At 62.4% G+C, this 18294-nt stretch carries 22 protein-coding genes; 9 read left to right on the top strand and 13 right to left on the bottom strand.

The window, feature by feature from the left end; genetic code table 11:
* Nucleotides 1–80 precede the first annotated feature (80 nt).
* From AC1DYJ_RS21320 to AC1DYJ_RS21310, 3 genes are all read left to right on the top strand, one after another.
* Nucleotides 81–914: a phosphodiester glycosidase family protein gene (locus AC1DYJ_RS21320; RefSeq protein WP_477426235.1), complete on the top strand. Its 834-nt coding sequence runs from the start codon at nucleotides 81–83 to the stop codon at nucleotides 912–914.
* Nucleotides 915–1029: 115 nt separating this feature from the next.
* Complete coding sequence (locus tag AC1DYJ_RS21315) at nucleotides 1030–2160, top strand: multicopper oxidase domain-containing protein (protein WP_477284624.1); 1131 nt, start codon at nucleotides 1030–1032, stop codon at nucleotides 2158–2160.
* Entirely contained in the window at nucleotides 2157–3356 is a 1200-nt protein-coding gene (locus AC1DYJ_RS21310) for a ZIP family metal transporter (protein ID WP_477284622.1), read from the top strand. The genes AC1DYJ_RS21315 and AC1DYJ_RS21310 overlap by 4 nt, the downstream gene beginning before the upstream one ends.
* A gap of 164 nt (nucleotides 3357–3520) precedes the next feature.
* Here AC1DYJ_RS21310 and AC1DYJ_RS21305 read toward each other — a convergent pair whose 3' ends face one another.
* The 3 genes from AC1DYJ_RS21305 to purL form a co-directional block, all read right to left on the bottom strand.
* Nucleotides 3521–3754 carry a BolA/IbaG family iron-sulfur metabolism protein gene (locus AC1DYJ_RS21305; RefSeq protein ID WP_010909092.1) on the bottom strand — a complete coding sequence of 78 codons (234 nt, stop codon included), beginning with the start codon at nucleotides 3752–3754 and terminating at the stop codon, nucleotides 3521–3523.
* Nucleotides 3755–3861: 107 nt separating this feature from the next.
* Nucleotides 3862–4395, bottom strand: coding sequence for a hypothetical protein (locus tag AC1DYJ_RS21300; RefSeq protein ID WP_477284620.1), 534 nt, complete (start codon nucleotides 4393–4395; stop codon nucleotides 3862–3864).
* Nucleotides 4396–4442: 47 nt separating this feature from the next.
* Nucleotides 4443–6665: a phosphoribosylformylglycinamidine synthase subunit PurL gene (gene purL, locus AC1DYJ_RS21295; RefSeq protein WP_477284618.1), complete on the bottom strand. Its 2223-nt coding sequence runs from the start codon at nucleotides 6663–6665 to the stop codon at nucleotides 4443–4445.
* 187 nt (nucleotides 6666–6852) lie between these two features.
* On the opposite strand from purL, the gene AC1DYJ_RS21290 reads away from it, so the two are divergent.
* Entirely contained in the window at nucleotides 6853–7017 is a 165-nt protein-coding gene (locus AC1DYJ_RS21290) for a hypothetical protein (protein WP_185970361.1), read from the top strand.
* Nucleotides 7018–7051: 34 nt separating this feature from the next.
* Here the strand turns inward: AC1DYJ_RS21290 and AC1DYJ_RS21285 are convergent, their stop codons facing one another.
* Entirely contained in the window at nucleotides 7052–8464 is a 1413-nt protein-coding gene (locus tag AC1DYJ_RS21285) for an aminotransferase-like domain-containing protein (protein WP_477284616.1), read from the bottom strand.
* Nucleotides 8465–8557: 93 nt separating this feature from the next.
* On the opposite strand from AC1DYJ_RS21285, the gene AC1DYJ_RS21280 reads away from it, so the two are divergent.
* Nucleotides 8558–8797 carry a DUF1127 domain-containing protein gene (locus AC1DYJ_RS21280; protein ID WP_477284614.1) on the top strand — a complete coding sequence of 80 codons (240 nt, stop codon included), beginning with the start codon at nucleotides 8558–8560 and terminating at the stop codon, nucleotides 8795–8797.
* Between the two features lie 17 nt (nucleotides 8798–8814).
* On the opposite strand, the gene AC1DYJ_RS21275 is transcribed toward AC1DYJ_RS21280, so the two are convergent.
* From AC1DYJ_RS21275 to AC1DYJ_RS21260, 4 genes are read right to left on the bottom strand one after another with little or no spacing between them, the layout of a single operon-like run.
* Complete coding sequence (locus AC1DYJ_RS21275; protein ID WP_477284612.1) at nucleotides 8815–9459, bottom strand: Pr6Pr family membrane protein; 645 nt, start codon at nucleotides 9457–9459, stop codon at nucleotides 8815–8817.
* Nucleotides 9460–9463: 4 nt separating this feature from the next.
* Nucleotides 9464–9874 carry a hypothetical protein gene (locus AC1DYJ_RS21270; RefSeq protein WP_477284610.1) on the bottom strand — a complete coding sequence of 137 codons (411 nt, stop codon included), beginning with the start codon at nucleotides 9872–9874 and terminating at the stop codon, nucleotides 9464–9466.
* Between the two features lie 44 nt (nucleotides 9875–9918).
* The gene (purQ, locus tag AC1DYJ_RS21265; protein WP_477284608.1) at nucleotides 9919–10587 is read right to left on the bottom strand and encodes a phosphoribosylformylglycinamidine synthase subunit PurQ; all 669 of its coding nucleotides are present in this window, start codon (nucleotides 10585–10587) and stop codon (nucleotides 9919–9921) included.
* Entirely contained in the window at nucleotides 10584–11135 is a 552-nt protein-coding gene (locus tag AC1DYJ_RS21260; protein WP_477284606.1) for an RNA 2'-phosphotransferase, read from the bottom strand. Before AC1DYJ_RS21260 ends, purQ begins: the two co-directional genes overlap by 4 nt.
* A 247-nt stretch (nucleotides 11136–11382) precedes the next feature.
* Between AC1DYJ_RS21260 and AC1DYJ_RS21255 the strand changes: the two genes are divergently transcribed.
* Nucleotides 11383–12555 carry a hypothetical protein gene (locus AC1DYJ_RS21255; RefSeq protein WP_477284604.1) on the top strand — a complete coding sequence of 391 codons (1173 nt, stop codon included), beginning with the start codon at nucleotides 11383–11385 and terminating at the stop codon, nucleotides 12553–12555.
* Here the strand turns inward: AC1DYJ_RS21255 and purS are convergent, their stop codons facing one another.
* From purS to AC1DYJ_RS21240, 3 genes are all read right to left on the bottom strand, one after another.
* Complete coding sequence (gene purS / locus AC1DYJ_RS21250) at nucleotides 12556–12798, bottom strand: phosphoribosylformylglycinamidine synthase subunit PurS (RefSeq protein ID WP_142868115.1); 243 nt, start codon at nucleotides 12796–12798, stop codon at nucleotides 12556–12558.
* A 42-nt stretch (nucleotides 12799–12840) separates the two neighbouring features.
* Nucleotides 12841–13635 carry a phosphoribosylaminoimidazolesuccinocarboxamide synthase gene (gene purC / locus AC1DYJ_RS21245; protein ID WP_056594372.1) on the bottom strand — a complete coding sequence of 265 codons (795 nt, stop codon included), beginning with the start codon at nucleotides 13633–13635 and terminating at the stop codon, nucleotides 12841–12843.
* Nucleotides 13636–13741: 106 nt separating this feature from the next.
* Nucleotides 13742–13864: a hypothetical protein gene (locus AC1DYJ_RS21240; protein ID WP_281401896.1), complete on the bottom strand. Its 123-nt coding sequence runs from the start codon at nucleotides 13862–13864 to the stop codon at nucleotides 13742–13744.
* Nucleotides 13865–13911: 47 nt separating this feature from the next.
* Here AC1DYJ_RS21240 and AC1DYJ_RS21235 point away from each other — a divergent pair, with 47 nt between their 5' ends.
* Complete coding sequence (locus AC1DYJ_RS21235; protein WP_027028128.1) at nucleotides 13912–14232, top strand: DUF1476 domain-containing protein; 321 nt, start codon at nucleotides 13912–13914, stop codon at nucleotides 14230–14232.
* A gap of 156 nt (nucleotides 14233–14388) precedes the next feature.
* Entirely contained in the window at nucleotides 14389–15162 is a 774-nt protein-coding gene (locus tag AC1DYJ_RS21230; protein ID WP_477284602.1) for an HpcH/HpaI aldolase family protein, read from the top strand.
* A gap of 18 nt (nucleotides 15163–15180) precedes the next feature.
* Here the strand turns inward: AC1DYJ_RS21230 and AC1DYJ_RS21225 are convergent, their stop codons facing one another.
* Nucleotides 15181–15735: an RBBP9/YdeN family alpha/beta hydrolase gene (locus tag AC1DYJ_RS21225; protein WP_112561443.1), complete on the bottom strand. Its 555-nt coding sequence runs from the start codon at nucleotides 15733–15735 to the stop codon at nucleotides 15181–15183.
* A 192-nt stretch (nucleotides 15736–15927) separates the two neighbouring features.
* On the opposite strand from AC1DYJ_RS21225, the gene AC1DYJ_RS21220 reads away from it, so the two are divergent.
* Entirely contained in the window at nucleotides 15928–16740 is an 813-nt protein-coding gene (locus AC1DYJ_RS21220; protein ID WP_477284600.1) for a VOC family protein, read from the top strand.
* A gap of 225 nt (nucleotides 16741–16965) precedes the next feature.
* Here the strand turns inward: AC1DYJ_RS21220 and purB are convergent, their stop codons facing one another.
* Entirely contained in the window at nucleotides 16966–18273 is a 1308-nt protein-coding gene (gene purB / locus AC1DYJ_RS21215) for an adenylosuccinate lyase (RefSeq protein WP_477284598.1), read from the bottom strand.
* Nucleotides 18274–18294 lie beyond the last annotated feature (21 nt).

The following is an 18294-nucleotide window of genomic DNA, read 5'->3' as shown; positions in this document are numbered from 1 at the left end:
TTTGCGCCGCTGCCGCGGAAATGGCGCAAAGGATCGCCTGTCTTGGGCCAAGCATCCCGCCCGATTGCAGCCTCCGGAAGATGATGAAAAGACGATATGGCGCCATCCTCCTGATCGCCATTCTGCTGGCGGTGATTGCCGCTGTCTGGTGGCCGAGACGCCCCGCGCCGCCGCCTTTGGTGATCGGCGGCGAACTGCCGGTCCCTTGCCGGAATGTCGCCTTCGAGGCCGTCACTTATGTCGTGTGCGCGGTCGACCTGCGAACCTATGACCTTGCTGTCTCTCACGCCGGCGCCGACGGCAAGGCCTTCGGCTCGCTGGAGGCCTTCGACAAGGCAATGGCCGGCGAGGGCCGGCCGGTGCTGCTCGCCATGAATGGCGGCATGTATCACGAGGATCTGTCGCCGGTCGGCCTGCTGGTTGAGGATGGCAGCGAAAAGTCCCCGCTCAACAGTGCCGCCGGCGAGGGTAATTTCTTCCTGAAGCCCAACGGCATCTTCTTCGTCGGCAAGGACGGCAAGGTCGCGGTCATGGAAAGCAGCGCCTATGCCGCGGCGAAGCCCGATGCCGTTTTTGCCACGCAGTCAGGCCCGATGCTGGTGATCGACGGGCAGATTCACCCACGGTTCGAGGCGAACGGCACGTCGCGCTACATCAGAAACGGCGTCGGCGTGCGCGACGAAAACACGGTTGTGCTGGCGATCTCGCGGTCTGAGGTGAGTTTCGGCAGCTTTGCGCGGCTGTTTCGCGACGCGCTTGGCTGCCGCAACGCGCTGTTCCTCGATGGTGCGGTCTCGGCGCTGTCAGATGGCGAGAGGATGACCGTCGGCGGAAAGTATCCTGCCGGGCCGATCATTTCGGTGTCGGCGAAACCGATCACGCCCGTGTCGGCAAGGCAGTCCGCGACCGAATAACTTCCAAGAACGGCTTTGCCCGGCCGGTCTGTCAAAACTCGTTTCCGCTAGAATATAGCCCTAGCTAAGTCTTAAAGCATGGACTATGGTTGCTGCGATCTGGAGGGCCGCAGGCATGAGCGAGACGAAATCCTTGCTGGAGCGAAAGCTCGATCGAAGGCTGCTTCTGGCCGGGGGCCTTGCGGCTGCCGGTGGCACGGCGGTCGCGGCGACTGCCGCCCGTGGGCAGACAAGCCATGCTGGTCACACGATGCCGGCAGCCGCCGCGTCTGAAGCGCCGCCGGCGCATCTCTCGGCGCATGGCGCGATGATCACGGTCGGTGATGTCGACGATGCGCGCAACGGCTTCGATCCATCGAAAATGCTCACCGATTGGTACACTGGGACAGTCTCAACACTGCCGGACGGGCGCACGCTTCGCACCTTCGAGGTGACAGCCGAGGACAAGGAGATCGAGATCGCGCCGGGCATCATGTTCCCGGCCTGGACCTACAATGGCCGCGTGCCGGGGCCAACTCTGCGCGCGACCGAGGGCGAACGCCTGAAGATCGTCTTCCGCAACCAGGGCTCGCATCCGCATTCGATGCATTTTCACGGCATCCATGCCGCGCGCATGGACGGCGTTCCCGGCGCCGGCTTGATCGGGCCGGGCGAGGAATTCGTCTACGAGTTCGATGCCAGGCCGTTCGGCTGTCATCTCTACCACTGCCACGCTTTGCCGCTGAAGCGGCACATCCAGAAGGGCATGTACGGCGCCTTCGTGATCGATCCCGATCCGGCCCGGCATCCCGAGCACGAGGCAGTTGCCCGCTCACGCCTCCTCGGCACGCCCGAGAATGCCGGCTGGCAGGAATTCGTCATGGTCATGAATGCCTTCGACACCAACTTCGACAATGAGAACGAAGTTTATGCCGTCAACACGGTCGCCCACGCCTATGCGAAAAAGCCGATCCGGGTGCTGAAGGACAAGCCCATCCGCATCTATCTCGTCAACGTCATCGAGTTCGATCCGATCAATTCCTTCCACCTGCACGCCAATTTCTTCGACTATTACAACCAGGGCACAACACTCACCCCCACGCTCAGGACTGTCGACCTCATCACCCAGTGCCAGGCCGAGCGCGGCATTCTCGAATTCCATTTCAAGGAGCACGAACCGGGCCTCTACATGTTCCATCCTCACCAGTCGGAATTCACGGAACTCGGCTGGTCCGGCATGTTCGACGTCGTGGAGGCCGTGTCGTGAGCGATTTGAGCCAGCCTTCCGCCGACACACGTGCCGACCATTCAAGGCGGGCCAATCTGGTCTGGATCGTGCTGCCGCTCGCGGTGCTCGGGCTGGCCATCGCCTGGCTGCTCTCCTCCGACCCACTATCGAGCTTCCGCAATGGCGCGCCGCCGGTCGAGAACCTCACCTTCGAGCGGACGATCCTGGGAGCCGATGGCATCCGGGTGCTCGTCCGTGCCGGCGGGTCGGAACCGATGACCGTCGCACAGGTGCAGGTCGACGATGCCTATTGGCAGTTCACCCAGGACCCGCCGGGTCCGATCGCGCGCGGCGGCACGGCGTGGATCAGCCTGCCATATCCCTGGGTGCTGGGAGAGGCACATGCCATCAACCTCGTGACCAACACCGGGGCGACGTTCACCCACGAGATCGCTGTCGCCGTGTCCACGCCGACGCGCGATTCCCTGAGTTTCACCGCCCAGGCGGTGCTCGGCGTCTTCGTCGGCATCCTGCCGGTGGCGATCGGCCTGATGTTTTATCCAGCGCTGCGCGGCGTCGGACGCGGCGGCATGGACTTTCTGCTTGCGCTGACCGTCGGGCTGCTCGCCTTCCTGTTCGTCGATGCTCTCGAAGATGCGTTCGAACTGGCCGGGGAAGCCGCCGCCCTGTTTCAGGGGCCGACGATGGTGGTGCTTGCCGCCGCCGCCAGTTTCCTCCTGCTGATGGCGGCGGGCCGTCGGAGCGGTACGCCGACCGGCCTGGCGCTCGCCACCTTCATCGCGTTCGGCATCGGCCTGCACAATCTCGGCGAAGGGCTGGCGATCGGCGCCGCCTTTGCCTCGGGCGCGGCGGGGCTGGGCACCTTCCTCGTGCTCGGATTCACACTGCACAACATCACCGAGGGCATCGGCATCGCTGCTCCGATCCTGAAGCAGCGCCCGCCCTTGCGGACCTTCGCCGCGCTGACTCTACTCGCGGGCGGACCCGCGGTCATCGGCTTGTGGATCGGCAGCCTTGCCTATGCCCCGCAATGGTCGGCGTTGGCGCTGGCGGTCGGGGCGGGGGCAATCTTGCAGGTGATCGTCGAGCTGGTTTCGATGCAGCTTCGTCAGCGGGGCGACAGCACGCGTGCATTATTCGCGCCGAGCGCTATGGCCGGATTGGCCGCCGGCGTTGGCTTCATGTATCTGACGGCGATGCTGGTGAAGATATGAGAGACTGTTTGGAAATTCTACTCTGGCGGCCATCTGATGGCGTTTTCTGCGCTTCCGTTGCTCACGGACCAAATGTCCGCTGCGCTACGGTTCTCGAAACCACCACCATATGACTCGCCAGAGCGAATTTCGAAACAGTCTCTGAGCAGAGCCGGCCTCGAGGTTCAGTCCGGCACGCTGGTCTGCAGCGCCAGCGCATGCAGCACGCCGCCCATATTGCCCTTCAGCGCGTCATAGACCATCTGGTGTTGCTGGACGCGGCTTTTTCCCCGAAAGCTCTCCGCCACCACTTCGGCCGCATAGTGATCACCGTCGCCGGCGAGGTCGCGGATCGTCACCTTGGCGTCCGGAATGCCGTCCTTGATCAGTTTTTCGATGTCGTGGGCATCCATTGCCATGGCAAAATCCTGTTCTGGGCGGCTAGGCAGCTTCTACGAGGGTGACTCGGGGCAAGCCTAAAGCCTTTCTGGTTCGGGTTGAAGCCGTTCTGTCGGTGACGCAGTGTCTAAGGACCATCCTGCCGTGGGTGCACAACACCATCCTCGGTAATGTCGTCGCGGGTCGAGAACCCCCTGCCAAGGCTGAAGACCAGCACATAGAGCGGAATGTTGATCACCAGGTTGACGATGGGGAGATAGCTGGTCATCTGCCAGAGCGGGGAGAAAAACGCCTGGCCGTAGCCGTCGCAAACCAGCGACGAGCCATATTCCCACAGCGCCCCTATGATCGCGGCAGCAGCAAAAAGCTTGATGCAGGCGACGACATGCCTTGCTCGCGCCGGCTCCGGCAAAAGCCGGATCCAAAGCACCAGGCAGATGATCGGAACAGCATACAGGAGGTTCTGCAACACCAGCATCGGCAGCGTGCCGTTGGCCGCCTCAAGGAACTGCTCGCGCCTTTCCAGCAGCGGACAGACCTCGCTCGAGGTCGTCGACAGCAGAAAGAAGACAAACGGGCCGAGAAACCAGAAGAAGAACAGCGACGGCCAGAAGACGACTGCGATCAGCGTCCGGGCAGCCAGTTTTCTGTGATTGAGCATGATCTTTTTCCGAAAACCGGGTTCCCCTTTTCGGGATCATGCTCTGGTCAACTGGCCTGATCCATGAAGCGCGGGAACCAGCCTTCATGGGCTCTCTTCAGATCTTCGATGAGAATCTCGCCTGCCTCACCCAGCTCAAGGATGGCGCCAGTCTGCGTCATGCCAAACCATATTGCGGAAACACCAGCCGTCGCACTTTCTTCCAGCAGCGCATTGACCCTGTCGGCCGGCATAGTCACCACATAGCGTCCCTGGTCTTCGCCGAAGAACACGGCAATTGGAGACTCGCCCTTCGGCTGGTTCACCCTTGCGGCGATGCCGGATGCCATCGCCATCTCGGCGAGAGCCACGGCAAGGCCGCCATCCGACACATCGTGGCAGGCGGTGACTCTTCCCGTGTTGATCAGGCCCCGCACGAAGTCGCCAACTTTCTTCTCGTGATCGAGATCGACCGGCGGCGGCGGGCCGTCGGTGCGGCCGTGGATGTCGCGCATGTAGGCGGACTGGCCGAGGTGGGTTCCCCAGCCCTCAGGCGCGCCGATCAGGACGATTGCCTGGTCTGGAGCGCCAAAGCCGATGCGGGCCATCTTCGACCAATCTGATATCAGCCCGACGCCGCCAATGGTCGGGGTCGGCAGGATGCCCTGGCCGTTGGTCTCGTTGTAGAGCGAGACATTGCCGGACACGATGGGGAAACCGAGCGCCCGGCAGGCATCGCCGATGCCTTTCACCGCGCCGACCAGCTGGCCCATGATCTCGGGCCGCTCCGGATTGCCGAAATTGAGGTTGTCGGTCGCCGCCAGGGGCAGGGCGCCGGTAGCGGTGAGGTTGCGCCAACATTCGGCCACCGCCTGCTTGCCGCCTTCGTACGGGTCGGCCTCGCAATAACGCGGCGTCACATCGGAGGAGAAGGCCAGCGCCTTGGTCGGATGGCCCTCGACGCGCACCACGCCGGCATCGCCGCCCGGCAACTGCAGCGAATTGCCCTGGATCAGCGTGTCGTACTGCTCCCACACCCAGCGGCGCGAGGACAGGTCCGGTCCGCCAAGCAGTTTCAGCAGCGCGTCGGCGACATCGGCCTCCGGTGCATCGCCAGCCGCCAGCGGCGCAGGCTTCTTCGGCTCGACCCACGGACGGTCATATTCCGGCGCCTTGTCGCCAAGGTCCTTGATCGGCAGATTGGCGACCTCGTCGCCTTGGTGGATGACGCGAAAGCGCAGATCGTCAGTGGTCTTGCCGACAATGGCGAAGTCGAGGCCCCATTTGTGGAAGATCGCCTCGGCTTCCTTTTCCTTTTCGGGGCGCAGCACCATCAGCATGCGCTCCTGGCTTTCCGACAGCATCATCTCATAGGCGCTCATGCGCTCTTCGCGCACCGGCACCTGGTCGAGGTCAAGCTCGATGCCGAGGTCGCCCTTGGCGCCCATCTCGACCGCCGAGCAGGTCAGGCCGGCCGCGCCCATGTCCTGGATGGCGATGACCGCGCCCGACGCCATCAGCTCGAGGCAGGCCTCCAAAAGGCATTTTTCGGTGAAGGGATCGCCGACCTGCACGGTCGGACGCTTCTCGTCGATCTTGTCGTCGAATTCGGCCGAAGCCATGGTGGCGCCGCCGACGCCATCACGGCCCGTCTTGGCGCCGAGATAGACCACCGGCAGGCCGACGCCCTTGGCTTCCGACAGGAAGATCGCATCGGTTTTGGCCAGACCGGCGGCAAAGGCGTTGACCAATATGTTGCCGTTGTAGCGGGCGTCGAAATTGACCTCGCCGCCAACCGTCGGCACGCCAAAAGCGTTGCCGTAGCCGCCGACGCCGGAAACCACGCCGCTGACCAGATGCCGCGTCTTCGGATGGTCCGGCGCGCCGAAGCGCAGCGCGTTCATCGCCGCGATCGGCCGCGCGCCCATGGTGAAGACGTCGCGCAAGATGCCGCCGACGCCGGTCGCAGCCCCCTGATAGGGTTCGATATAGGAGGGGTGGTTGTGGCTTTCCATCTTGAAGACGACGCAGTCGCCGTCGCCGATATCGACCACGCCGGCATTCTCGCCTGGACCCTGGATGACCTGCGGCCCGGTGGTGGGCAGCGTGCGCAGCCATTTCTTCGAGGATTTGTAGGAGCAGTGCTCGTTCCACATCGCCGAGAAGATGCCGAGTTCGGTAAAACTCGGCTCGCGCCCGACCAGATCGAGGATGCGCTGGTATTCGTCGGGCTTCAGCCCGTGCGCGGCAATGAGTTCCGGAGTGATCAGCACGGAATTGGAAATGGTCATGGGCAGCGATTGGTATCCGTGGGAGAGGGGGATTTCTGAGTCCCCTCTTATCGCAAGCTTTGGCGCGATACACCCCATCGGATAACGAAAAACGCCGGAAAGCCACAAGGCGAGGGACAGCGTGAGCCGTTGGGGAACGCTATGGCATCCCGGCCGTTAGGTTTCCAATCAATCAGGAGATTTGGACATGGCCACCAAGCAAGGCAAGAAAGACAATCGCCTCTCGGACAAGGAGGCTATGCATCTGGCCGAGATCACCGACGTTTCGCCGCAGCAGGCCAAGGACCTGGCCGAGAAGCACGGCAAGGAGAAGGGCGCGAAGGAAGCCAAAAACTTCAAGGCAGAGGGCTGATCCGGGATCAGGGCCGCGAACACCAGGTCAAGCGTCAGGAAGACCTGTCGTAGCCGGCGCGGCCTTCCTCCAGCAGTCGACGGATCACCGCGACGCCGCCGGCGATGTCGTCTCGCCGCCTTGGCTGAGAGACGCCGAAACGCACACCGTGGAAAACCTGCTCGGAGCGCCCGGCCTTGAACTCGTCCTCGTCGTCGAGGAGCACGCCATTTTCGAGGCAGGCACTCCTGAAGGTGCCGGAGAGCCAGGGGTCGGGCAGGGTCAGCCAGACGAAGGGCACCTTGTCGTGTGACTTGAACGCGAATCCGGCCAAAGTCTCGCGCACAATGGCGATGCGGGCGGCGATTTCGGCGGTACAGCGCCTGCGGATATCGCCGGCCTGCCCGGACAGCACCAGCCGCGCATTTACCTCCGCCAGCAGGAACGGCATGCCGCCGGTCATCATCTTGTGGGCGACGCGGATGCGGTGGCGATAGGCCGGTGGGCAAGAGAGCCAGCCACCGCGAACGCCGGCGGCGACCGATTTCGACAGGCCGCCGGCGACGATGGTGCGCTCGGGCGCATATTCGGCGATGAGCGGCGTCGGGTCGTCGGTCAAGCCGCCATAGAGATCGTCCTCGATGAGGATGACATTGTACTCGCGCGCGACGCGTGCAATCGCCTCGCGGCGCGAAACCGACAGGATCGCCAGCGTCGGGTTCTGTACCGTCGGCATCAGGAAGATCATTTTCGGGTGCTTTTGCGCGCAGACGCGTTCGAAATCCTCGGGATCGAGGCCTTCCTCGTCCGATGCCACCAGTGCAATGCGCCGCCCGATCAGCCCGGCGCTGCGGGCGATCTGCGAATAGGTGAGGTGCTCGAAGGCGACATAGTCGCCGGGTGTGGTCAGCGCCGCGATAGCCGCCATGACAGCGGCATGAGTGCCGAGCGTGGGAACAATGGTCTCGGCCGCCGGGCGGAATGAATTGCGTGACAGCCAGCGCGCGCCGGCCTCGAACCAACGCTCCGGAAAATCCCTGGTGTAGCTGGAAATCTCATGCGGATAGTCCTGCACGGTGCGCTGAAGCGTTTCGGCGACAACGGTGCCCTGGCCGATGTCGGGGGCGGCCGTGCTGTCGAAACGCAGCTTGCCGGGCGGCGCATCGACATAGCGCGTGCCCTGCACGGCGGGCTCGGCGAATTCGGGTGACGCCGCTTCCGATTGCTGGGCCAGCACATAGGTTCCGCGTCCGACCTCGCCGCTGACCAGACCGCGCTCGCGCAGCAGCTGATAGGCCCGGCCGATCGTGCCGACCGTGGTGCCGATGTCATAGGCGAGATCGCGCTGCGGCGGCAATTTTGCCCCGGCGTCGATGACGCCCTTGTCGATGTCCGACTCAATGCTGTCGGCAAGACGCTGGTAGAGCGGGCCGGAGCCGGTGGTGAGGTCAGGAAGCCAATTTGTCATGGTGACAATTTTGTATATTGCACCGAATTGGGAGTCAATACATATCAGAACCGTACCGAAACGGGTACAATTTGCAACCTTGGCAGAAAGACAATGAGCACAATCGAGACAATCCGCCATACGAGCATTGAACTGGTCGGACCGTCGAGCCGGCGAGGCTTTGTCAGCCGCATCGTGCGTGTGGTCAGGTCGCTGGCGCAGCAGATCGACGCGCTGATCGAGCGCCGTCGCGGCCGCCTGGCCCTGCTGGAAATGACCGACGAGCAGCTTAGGGATATCGGTGTCTCGCGTTCCGACGCCTACCGCGAAGGGATCCGGCGCTTCTGGGACTGACCCGGAGCCGGTTTCGGTCAGCGACGGCTGCGCGGTGCCCTGAGGCGTGCGACACCCTTGTCGACAAGCACGGCGAGGATGCACAGCACCAGAAAAACACCGGTGACGGCCAACGCCGCAAGCGCGACGCTGGCCGCGCCGTTTTTCGCAACGTCGAGGAACGGGTAGGGCACTTCGCCCGCGATCGGCGCTCGCGCGAGCGCATAAGCGAGATAGGCGATTGGATAGGCCATCCACCAGGAGATGTCGCTCCAGCGCGTCCTGCCGTCGGCGCCCGCCACCAGCCACCACAGCACGAACAGCACCGGCGTCACATAGTGCAACAGCACGTCGCAGAGCAGGAACAGACCTTGCGGCTGCCAGAGCTGCGCCAGCACCGTGGCATAGACGATGAAGACCAGCGCGATGGAAACCGCAACGCCTGCTCGCATCCGCGGTCCGGCGAAGGCAGGCAGCCAGGCATAGCCGCTGGGTGACAACAGCGAGGTGTGGACCAGCACCGCGCCGATGTTGGTCAGGATGGTGAAGAAGCTGAACAGAAAGACGATAGAGCCGAGAAAGCTGCGGCCGGCTTCCATCGACTGCGGAATGCTGATGCAGAACTGCAGGACAAGGCCGATGAGGCCAACGGCCAATCCCGCAATCTGCAGGAAGCGGCCCATCGCCCTATGCGGCCGCGTTACAGGACGGATTGCCCGTCTGCCAGCGCGCAATGTCGGAGCCGATGCGCGCGCCGAGCGGATCGGCCATCAGCGGACCGAACACGTCGATGCGGCTGGAATTGCCTTGCGCCTGGACAACCAGCAGCGGCTTGCCGCCATAATGCTTGGCCGGCACCAGCAGGAAGCGCGGCGTGCCGCTGAACGAATTCAGCTCATTGGCCATTTGATACGACTTGAAGGCGGGGTCCTTGCTGGCGATCCAGCATTTGTGGGCTGATATCGCCACTTGCTCCATGGCCAGCAGCGAAGCACTCTTGCCCGTGGGCGCCGGCGCGCTCTTCGGGCTCGACTGGCAGGATGCCAGCGCCAAGCCGGCGGCAGCCAGGAGACCCAGGCGAACAATAGACAGTCTCATGGTCAGCCGGCCCCGCGCTTTGAAAGGAATTTCGAAAAATGATATCAGGCGGCGATGCCCAGCGCGCCTTCGAACAGCGCCCGGCCGTCGCTGCCGCCGTGTGCTGCCTCGATCAGGTTCTCCGGATGCGGCATCAGGCCGAGCACGTTGCCCTTTTCGCTGATGATGCCGGCAATGTCGTTGATCGAGCCATTGGGATTGGTGCCTTCGGCATAGCGGAACACCACCTGTCCCTCGCCTTCGATGCGGGCAAGTGTGTCGGCATCGGCGAAGTAATTGCCGTCATGATGCGCAACCGGCGTGCGGATGATCTGACCCGGCTGATAGCGGCGGGTGAACATGGTGTTGGCGTTGGCGATCTCGAGCTTGACCTCGCGGCAGACGAATTTCAGCGATGCATTGCGCATCAGCGCGCCGGGCAGCAGGCCCGCCTCGACCAGGATCTGGAACCCGTTGCACACACCAATGACCATGACGCCCTTGGCTGCCTTTTCCGCAACCGCCCGCATCACCGGCATGCGCGCAGCAATCGCGCCGCAACGCAGATAGTCGCCAAAGGAGAAGCCGCCGGGAATGGCGATCAGGTCGACATCGGGGATTTCGGTGTCGGTCTGCCAAACAGTCGCCGGCGCCTGTCCAGAAATCTTGGTCAGCGCCGCGATCATGTCGCGGTCACGGTTGAGGCCAGGCAGGAGGACAACGGCGGATTTCATGGCAATTCCTGTTCGCTGATGTCAAGCAGATACCGGGACGCAACGCGGTTGGTCAACCAGACGCCGTTGTCGGAGAGAAAGAATATCTCGCCGTCCCCAGCCATGGCCGCCGAGTCGACCCGAAGAATAACATCTTTTCCCTTGCGCCGCCGCGCCACGACACGGGCCGTTTCGACATCCTTCGACAGATGCACATGCTGGCGCGACTGACTGGTCAGGCCTTCGAGCAAAATGCTGGGCAGGAACTCTTCCTTGGTGCCGTGATAGAGGATTGCCGGCGGCAGGCTTGGCGCCAGCCCAAGATCGATGTCGACGCTGTGACCCTGCACGGCGCGGATGCGATTGTCGTCGATGGCAAAGCGCTTTTTCGGGTTTTCATCGACGATGCGCTGAACCTCGGTGGCCGAAGCGCCGAACTTTGCCTTGATGACTGCACAGAGCGCGCCGAGATCAGCCCAGCCGTTTTCGTCGAGCGACAATCCCGCTTCCTGTGGTGCGTGCCGGAGCACAAGGCTCATGAATTTGGAGATTTGCGTGTCGTTGGGCATCTTAATGCTGAATTCGGATGTCGGCGGCTGTGGCGCCGGTACGTGTCTAACGAGGTCGCGGACGTCGGTCAAACGGCCCTGGGCCGACAAATTCATCGCATCGGTGAACCAATGCGCTCGTTTAGCAATTGGTTAGGTATACAGGTGTCCTTGGTTTGTGCTGGGGCGGGATGTCCTCAGTAAAATGCCACGTTGTTAACGACATTGCTTCATAAGCGAAAAAATCCGGCGGCAATTCGGGGTTCTCGTGGATTACGACAAGAATAGAGAGCGCGAATACAAGCAGCGAATGATGTGGGCGGCGACGACCATTGTGGCGGCGCTTGCCGCGTTCGCCGTCATGGTATTCTGGAATGCTTCCGCATCCATGCGATCGTCGTTTTCCGCTTGGCTTTCCCTTGACGTGGATTTGGCTGGTTGCGCCGTTTCTTTCGCACAACTGCTGATGGCCGGAGCGGCTCTTTCGATCGGCCTCGGTATCATTTCCGCAGGCCTGGTGGCGTCAAACGCCATGGATATCTTCAGCTACAAGAGAAACCTCAGGGTCTACCGAAAGCAGCTGTTCATCGGGATATTTCTTACCGTGCTTTTGTTGGTACCGCTCGTGGCGGGAGATGGGGTGTGGCACACCGGTGGGCGTCGCGGCGTTTCGCGGGTGGATCTCGTCACCGCCTGCGCGGCGAGTTTTCATACGACGTTCTATCGATTGCACATGCATCTTCTGATCGCGCTGCTGCTGGGTTGGGCAAACATCCTGGCAATGCTGAATTTGCGATGGATGATTGCCGAGAACCGCGATCCGAACCAGCTTTCTGATGACCCGCGGGTCAGGGCCATTCAATTGGCAGCAATGGAGCGGACCAAAAGCGTCCTGGGATCAGCCCATGTGGTCATGAAACTCGCTGTGACCGGGTTTGCGGCATTGTTCTTCGTTGTCGGCGCTTCGTCGATGCGCCCCGCAGTCGCCCGTTTCATCCATACCTACACCTGGGATCGCCAAACGGCAAATGTGGTCGAGACCGGCATGCAGTGCGCATTGGAGGTGAAAGTCAGGCGGCGCTGGGAGGAGCGGTCGCGTGTCGATTGCTCTTCCGATGCCGCCGCAGTTCCTCCGACGCCGGCACCTGGCGCCGCATCCTTACGCATCACAAAAATTCCGACAGCGAAGCTCACCTATCATCCACCAAGCGGTGGCGAATACACGTTCGATGTGGCTGGAGACTTTTATGTGAAGATGCCGACATCGGTCGGCACGGAGATCGAAGTACTTCGAAATCCGAAGATTCCCGGTTCGATCGACAAGATTTTCGACGGCGGTGACATCGAGCGAATGATCTACAAGCTGCTTGGAATCATAGCAGGTGCCGTCGCCATCTACTATTTATGGCTTCGCAAGCCGCAGAACCCGCGCCCAGTCTAATCAGGCGAGGGTTACGCTGTAGTTCTCAATCACCGTATTAGCCAGCAGCTTGTCGCACATCGCCTTGAGATCGGCCTCAGCCTTGGCCTTATCGGTCTCTGAAAGCTCAAGATCGAACACCTTGCCCTGTCGCACTTGGCCGACACCGCCGAAGCCCAGGCCGGACAGAGCGTGCTCTATGGCTTTTCCCTGCGGGTCGAGCACGCCGTTCTTGAGGGTGACGGTGATGCGGGCCTTGATCATGCTGGACAGGTTCCTGTTCGAATACTTTTTGCTTGGCGCGGCTTAGTGCGGCTTGCCTTTGATGCCTTCGGTCGAGGCGACGAGCACCGGGCCGGTCGGGCGTGGCGGCTCGTTCTCGTTCATGATGCCGAGGCGGCGGGCGACTTCCTGATAGGCTTCGACGAGCCCGCCCATGTCGCGGCGGAAACGGTCCTTGTCGAGCTTGTCCTGCGTCGCCACATCCCACAGCCGGCACGAATCCGGCGAGATCTCGTCGGCAACGACGATGCGCATCATGTCGCCCTCGAACAGCCGGCCGCATTCGATCTTGAAGTCGACCAGCTGGATGCCGACGCCCATGAACAGGCCGGAGAGGAAGTCGTTGACGCGGATAGCCAGCGCCATGACGTCGTCGATCTCCTGCGGGGAGGCCCAGCCGAAAGCGGTGATGTGCTCTTCCGACACCATCGGATCGTCGAGCGCATCGGCCTTGTAGTAGAATTCGATGATCGAGCGCGGCAGAACCGTGCCTTCCTCGATGCCGAGACGCTTGGACAGCGAACCGGCGGCGACGTTGCGCACCACCACTTCGAGCGGAATGATCTCGACTTCCTTGATCAGCTGCTCGCGCATGTTGAGCCGGCGGATGAAGTGGGTCGGAATGCCCATGCGGTTCAGATGATTGAAGATGTACTCGGAAATGCGGTTGTTGAGCACACCCTTGCCGTCGATGACCTCGTGCTTCTTCTTGTTGAACGCGGTCGCATCATCCTTGAAGAACTGGATAAGCGTGCCCGGTTCCGGTCCCTCATAGAGGATCTTGGCCTTGCCTTCATAAATGCGGCGGCGATTTTTCATCTGATTTTTTCTCTGGATTTGCGGGCAGGCGGCAAGCGACCAGTTCCTGTCCGTCTGCCTAAATTAGTGCGGCGACGGGTGGGGTTCAATGCCGGGTCTATCCCAATCACAGCGTTTGCTCAATCGGCAAATCCTTCTCGTTGGCCGCTTTCAGGAATGAAATGCCGCAGCGCAGCAAGTGATGTAGCATATTGACCGACCCGCGCCCTTTTGGTTTGTGCTGCGGCAACACACATATCCATCGCCAACGCGAATCGATTTCACCGGAGGGAAGCCATGAGCAGCATGAAAGACCGCGAAGAGGGTTTTGAGCGCAAATTCGCCTTCGACGAAGAACTTCGCTTCAAGGCCGCGGCCCGCCGCAACAAGGCGCTCGGCCTTTGGGCCGCCGAAAAGCTGGGCAAGTCCGGCGCCGATGCCGACGCCTACGCCAAGGAAGTGGTCGTCTCCGACATCGAGGAAGCCGGCGATCACGACGTGTTCCGCAAGATCCGCAAGGATTTCGATGCCGCCGGCGTCGACCAGTCGGACCATCAGATCCGCCGCACCATGGACGAACTGATGGCGCAGGCGATCGAGCAGATCAAGAACACCTGACGCATGATCACGAAAGTGGCGGCCGGTTTTCGGGATCATCCTCCAAAACACAGCCACTTCTGGACCAATCGACCGCCCGGCCAAGCCGGGCGGTTTTTCTTTGCCTTCGCCACTGTTTCCAGCTGAAACTGTGGATCGTTAACAAGGAAAGTTTCGATGTCCCTGAAATCTCGCCTCGCTGCCGATGAAACGCTGTTCACCGCCTGGTCCGGTGTGCCGGACGCCCTAACCGTCGAAATCATCGCCAAGCAGGGTTTTGACGCCGTCACGCTCGATATGCAGCATGGCGGGCACCACGAAGACTCGGTCTTGCGCGGTCTCGTGCCGGTGCTCGCCGCCAACAAGCCGGCGCTGGTGCGCATTCCGGTCGGCCGCTTCGACATGGCCAGCCGCGCCCTCGATTTCGGCGCCGAGGCGGTGATTGCGCCGATGGTGAATTCGGTGGCCGACGCAAAACTGTTTGCCGCCGCCATGAAATATCCACCGCTCGGCGAGCGCTCCTGGGGCCCGACCTATGCCTTTCCGCGCCACGGCAAGGGCGACTATGCCGAGTGGCTGCGCGACACCAATCAGCGCACCATGGCCTTTGCCATGGTCGAAACGCGCGCCGCGCTCGATGCGCTGGACGGCATTCTCGACACGCCGGGCATCGACGGCATCTTTCTTGGTCCATCGGATTTCTCGATCGCCTGGTCGAACGGCGCCACCGTCAATTCGACGCTGGAAAGCATGATGGAAACCGTCGCCTCTATCGCCGAGCGGACGCGCAAGGCGGGCAAGCATGCCGCAATCTACGTCATTGAGCCGGCCATTGCCGGCCGCGTGGTGGCGATGGGCTACCGGCTGCTGGCGATGGGCTCGGACCACGCGTTGATTTCGCTCGGCGCAAAGACCCTCATCAAGAGCATGAACGATTCGATCAAGGGCTAAGGCACGACGTGCCTCGGGTCAGGCCTTGAGGTCGGTCAGGAACTTGGCGAAGGTCATCGACCCCTCGGGCCACGGGCCGAAGCCGGCATCCTCATTGAGGTGGCCGGTTTCGCCGGCATCGATGAACAGCGAACCCCAGGCGCCGGCAATGTCCTCGGCAACCTCGAAGGCGCAGAACGGATCGTTGCGGCTGGCGATCACGATGGACGGGAAGGGCAGCGGCTCGCGCGAATAGGGGCCGAAGGTCATCAGGTGCCTCGGCCTTATCTCCGGGTTGGCGACATCGGGCGGCGCGACAAAGAAGGCCCCGGCGACCGGCTTCCTGAATTGCGGAATGGCCTGCACGGCCGCCGCCACGCCGAGCGAATGGGCAACGATCACCACCGGCCGCTCGGCTTCGTTGACGGCGTTCGCCACGCTCGCTGTCCAGTCCTCGCGCACCGGCTTCGACCATTCGGCCTGCTCGACCCGGCGCGCCGTCGACAGTTTGGACTGCCAGCGTGTCTGCCAGTGTTCCGGGCCGGAATTGGTGTAGCCGGGCACGATCAGGATATCTGCGTCTTTGACTTTCATTCCGCTGAGATAGCGAGCGGCCCTGTCTCGTGCAACCATGCTGACGCACGCAATGCGTCGCAATTGTGAACAACGTGTTCGGTTATTGGCGTCTTGTGTGAACGATCGCGATAGACGATTTGAGCTGTGAGATTGAAGCCATCGATAGAATTGCTGGGGCGCCTTGGATAGCGCGCCGAAATGGAGAGTTTCATGAGCGAACTGCCTTTTGCCGCCACGACCCCAGTCAGCGTTTCCCGCGTCGGGTTGAAGGCGCGCGATGCCGAAAGCCTCGCCGCCTATTACCGTGCCGTTGTCGGCCTGCAGGAGTTGAGCCGCGCCGACGGCGCGATCACGCTGGGCGCCGCCGAGCGCCCGCTGCTGGTCATCGAGGCGGATGCGGCGGCCAAGCCCGACGATCCGCGCAGTGCTGGCCTGTTCCACACCGCTTTCCTTTTGCCCAGCCGCGCCGATCTCGGCCGCTGGATCAACCATGCCGCCGCCAACAAGATCCGCGTCGAGGGCGCCTCCGACCATCTGGTCAGCGAAGCGCTCTATCTGACCGACCCCGAGGGCAACGGCATCGAAATCTATTCAGATCGCTTGCCGAAGGACTGGACGTGGAACGGCGACAAGATCGCCATGGCGACCGAGCGGCTGAACCTGGCCGCGGTGGCCGCCAGCGTGCCGGCCGGCGACGCCGGCTGGCAGGGCGCGCCGCAAAACAGCATTGTCGGCCATGTCCATCTGCGCGTCGGCCGGCCGGAAGACGCCGAGGCTTGGTGGCACCAGGAGTTCGGCTTCGACACCGTCGCCAAATATGGCGGCCAGGCCGTGTTTCTGTCCTCTGGCGGCTATCACCATCATATCGGTGGCAATTCGTGGCACAGCGCCGGCGCCGGCCGCCGCGATCCGTCTCGCTCGGGTCTGGCCTGGGTGGAGATGCGCTCGGACAAGGCTACGGCTGAAACCACCCGCGAGGATCCGTGGGGCACGGTGATCAGGACGGTGCCTGGCAAGGCGTGATTTGAGGTTGCGTCAAGCTGGAGCACCCCTCATCCGTCTCGGCGCTGCGCGCCGATCCACCTTCTCCCACAAGGGGAGAAGGTAAAGCCTGCCGCTGCGGCTCTGCAAATCTCAACCGTTGATGATTGGCGGCAAGGTCACAGCAGTCTTCCCTTCTCCCCTTGTGGGAGAAGGTGGCCTCGCGAAGCGAGGTCGGATGAGGGGTGCTCCAGCTTGGCGCTGTCCTCAGGCTTCCCCAAACACCCGCTTGAAGATCGTGTCGACATGCTTGGTGTGATAGCCAAGGTCGAACTTTTCGCGGATCTCGGCTTCGGGCAGGGCTGCCGTGACCTCCTTGTCGGCCAACAATTCCTCAAGGAAATCAGCGCCGTGTTCCCACACCTTCATGGCGTTGCGCTGCACCAGGCGGTAGGCGTCCTCGCGTGAGACGCCGGCCTGCGTCAGCGCCAGAAGCACGCGCTGCGAATGCACAAGGCCGCGGAACTTGTTCATGTTCTTCAGCATGTTGTCGGGATAGACCAGCAGTTTGTCGACGACGCCTGTCAGCCGCGACAGCGCGAAATCCAGCGTCACCGTGGCGTCCGGCCCGATCATGCGCTCGACCGAGGAGTGAGAAATGTCGCGCTCGTGCCAGAGCGCCACATTCTCCATCGCCGGCAAGGCCATGGACCGCACCATGCGAGCAAGGCCGGTGAGGTTTTCGGTCAGCACAGGGTTGCGCTTGTGCGGCATCGCCGATGAGCCTTTTTGGCCCGGCGAAAAATACTCTTCCGCTTCCAGCACCTCGGTGCGCTGCAAATGGCGGATTTCGGTAGCCAGCCGTTCGACCGACGAGGCGATGACGCCGAGCGTGGCGAAGAACATGGCGTGGCGGTCGCGCGGAATGACCTGCGTCGACACCGGTTCCGGCTTCAGCCCAAGCTTTGCCGCCACATGTTCTTCGACATAGGGGTCGATGTTGGCGAAGGTGCCGACCGCGCCGGAGATCGCGCATGTCGCAATATCTTCCCGCGCATGCACCAGCCGCTCACGGCAGCGCGAAAACTCGGCATAGGCCTGCGCCAGCTTGACGCCGAAGGTGGTCGGCTCGGCGTGGATGCCGTGGCTGCGGCCGATGGTGACGGTGTCCTTGTGCTCGAAGGCGCGGCGCTTGAGAGCGGCCAGCAGCTTGTCGAGATCGGCGAGCAACAGATCGCTGGCGCGGCTGAGCTGCACCGCAAGGCAGGTGTCGAGTACGTCGGACGAGGTCATGCCCTGGTGGATGAAACGCGCATCCGGCCCGACGAATTCGGCGAGATGGGTCAGGAAAGCGATGACGTCATGCTTGGTGACAGCCTCGATCTCGTCGATCTTGCCGACATCGAATTTGGCGGCGCCACCTCTTTCCCAGATGGTTTTGGCGGCTTCCCTAGGGATGACGCCCAATTCGGCCAGCGCATCGCAGGCATGGGCCTCGATTTCGAACCAGATGCGGAAGCGGGTTTCCGGCGACCAGATGGCGACCATTTCCGGCCGGGAATAGCGAGGGATCATCCGTCAGTCCTGATATGTCGG

Source organism: Mesorhizobium sp. P2_B11, from assembly GCF_056404855.1.
This window is presented reverse-complemented; position numbering and strand designations above follow the sequence as displayed.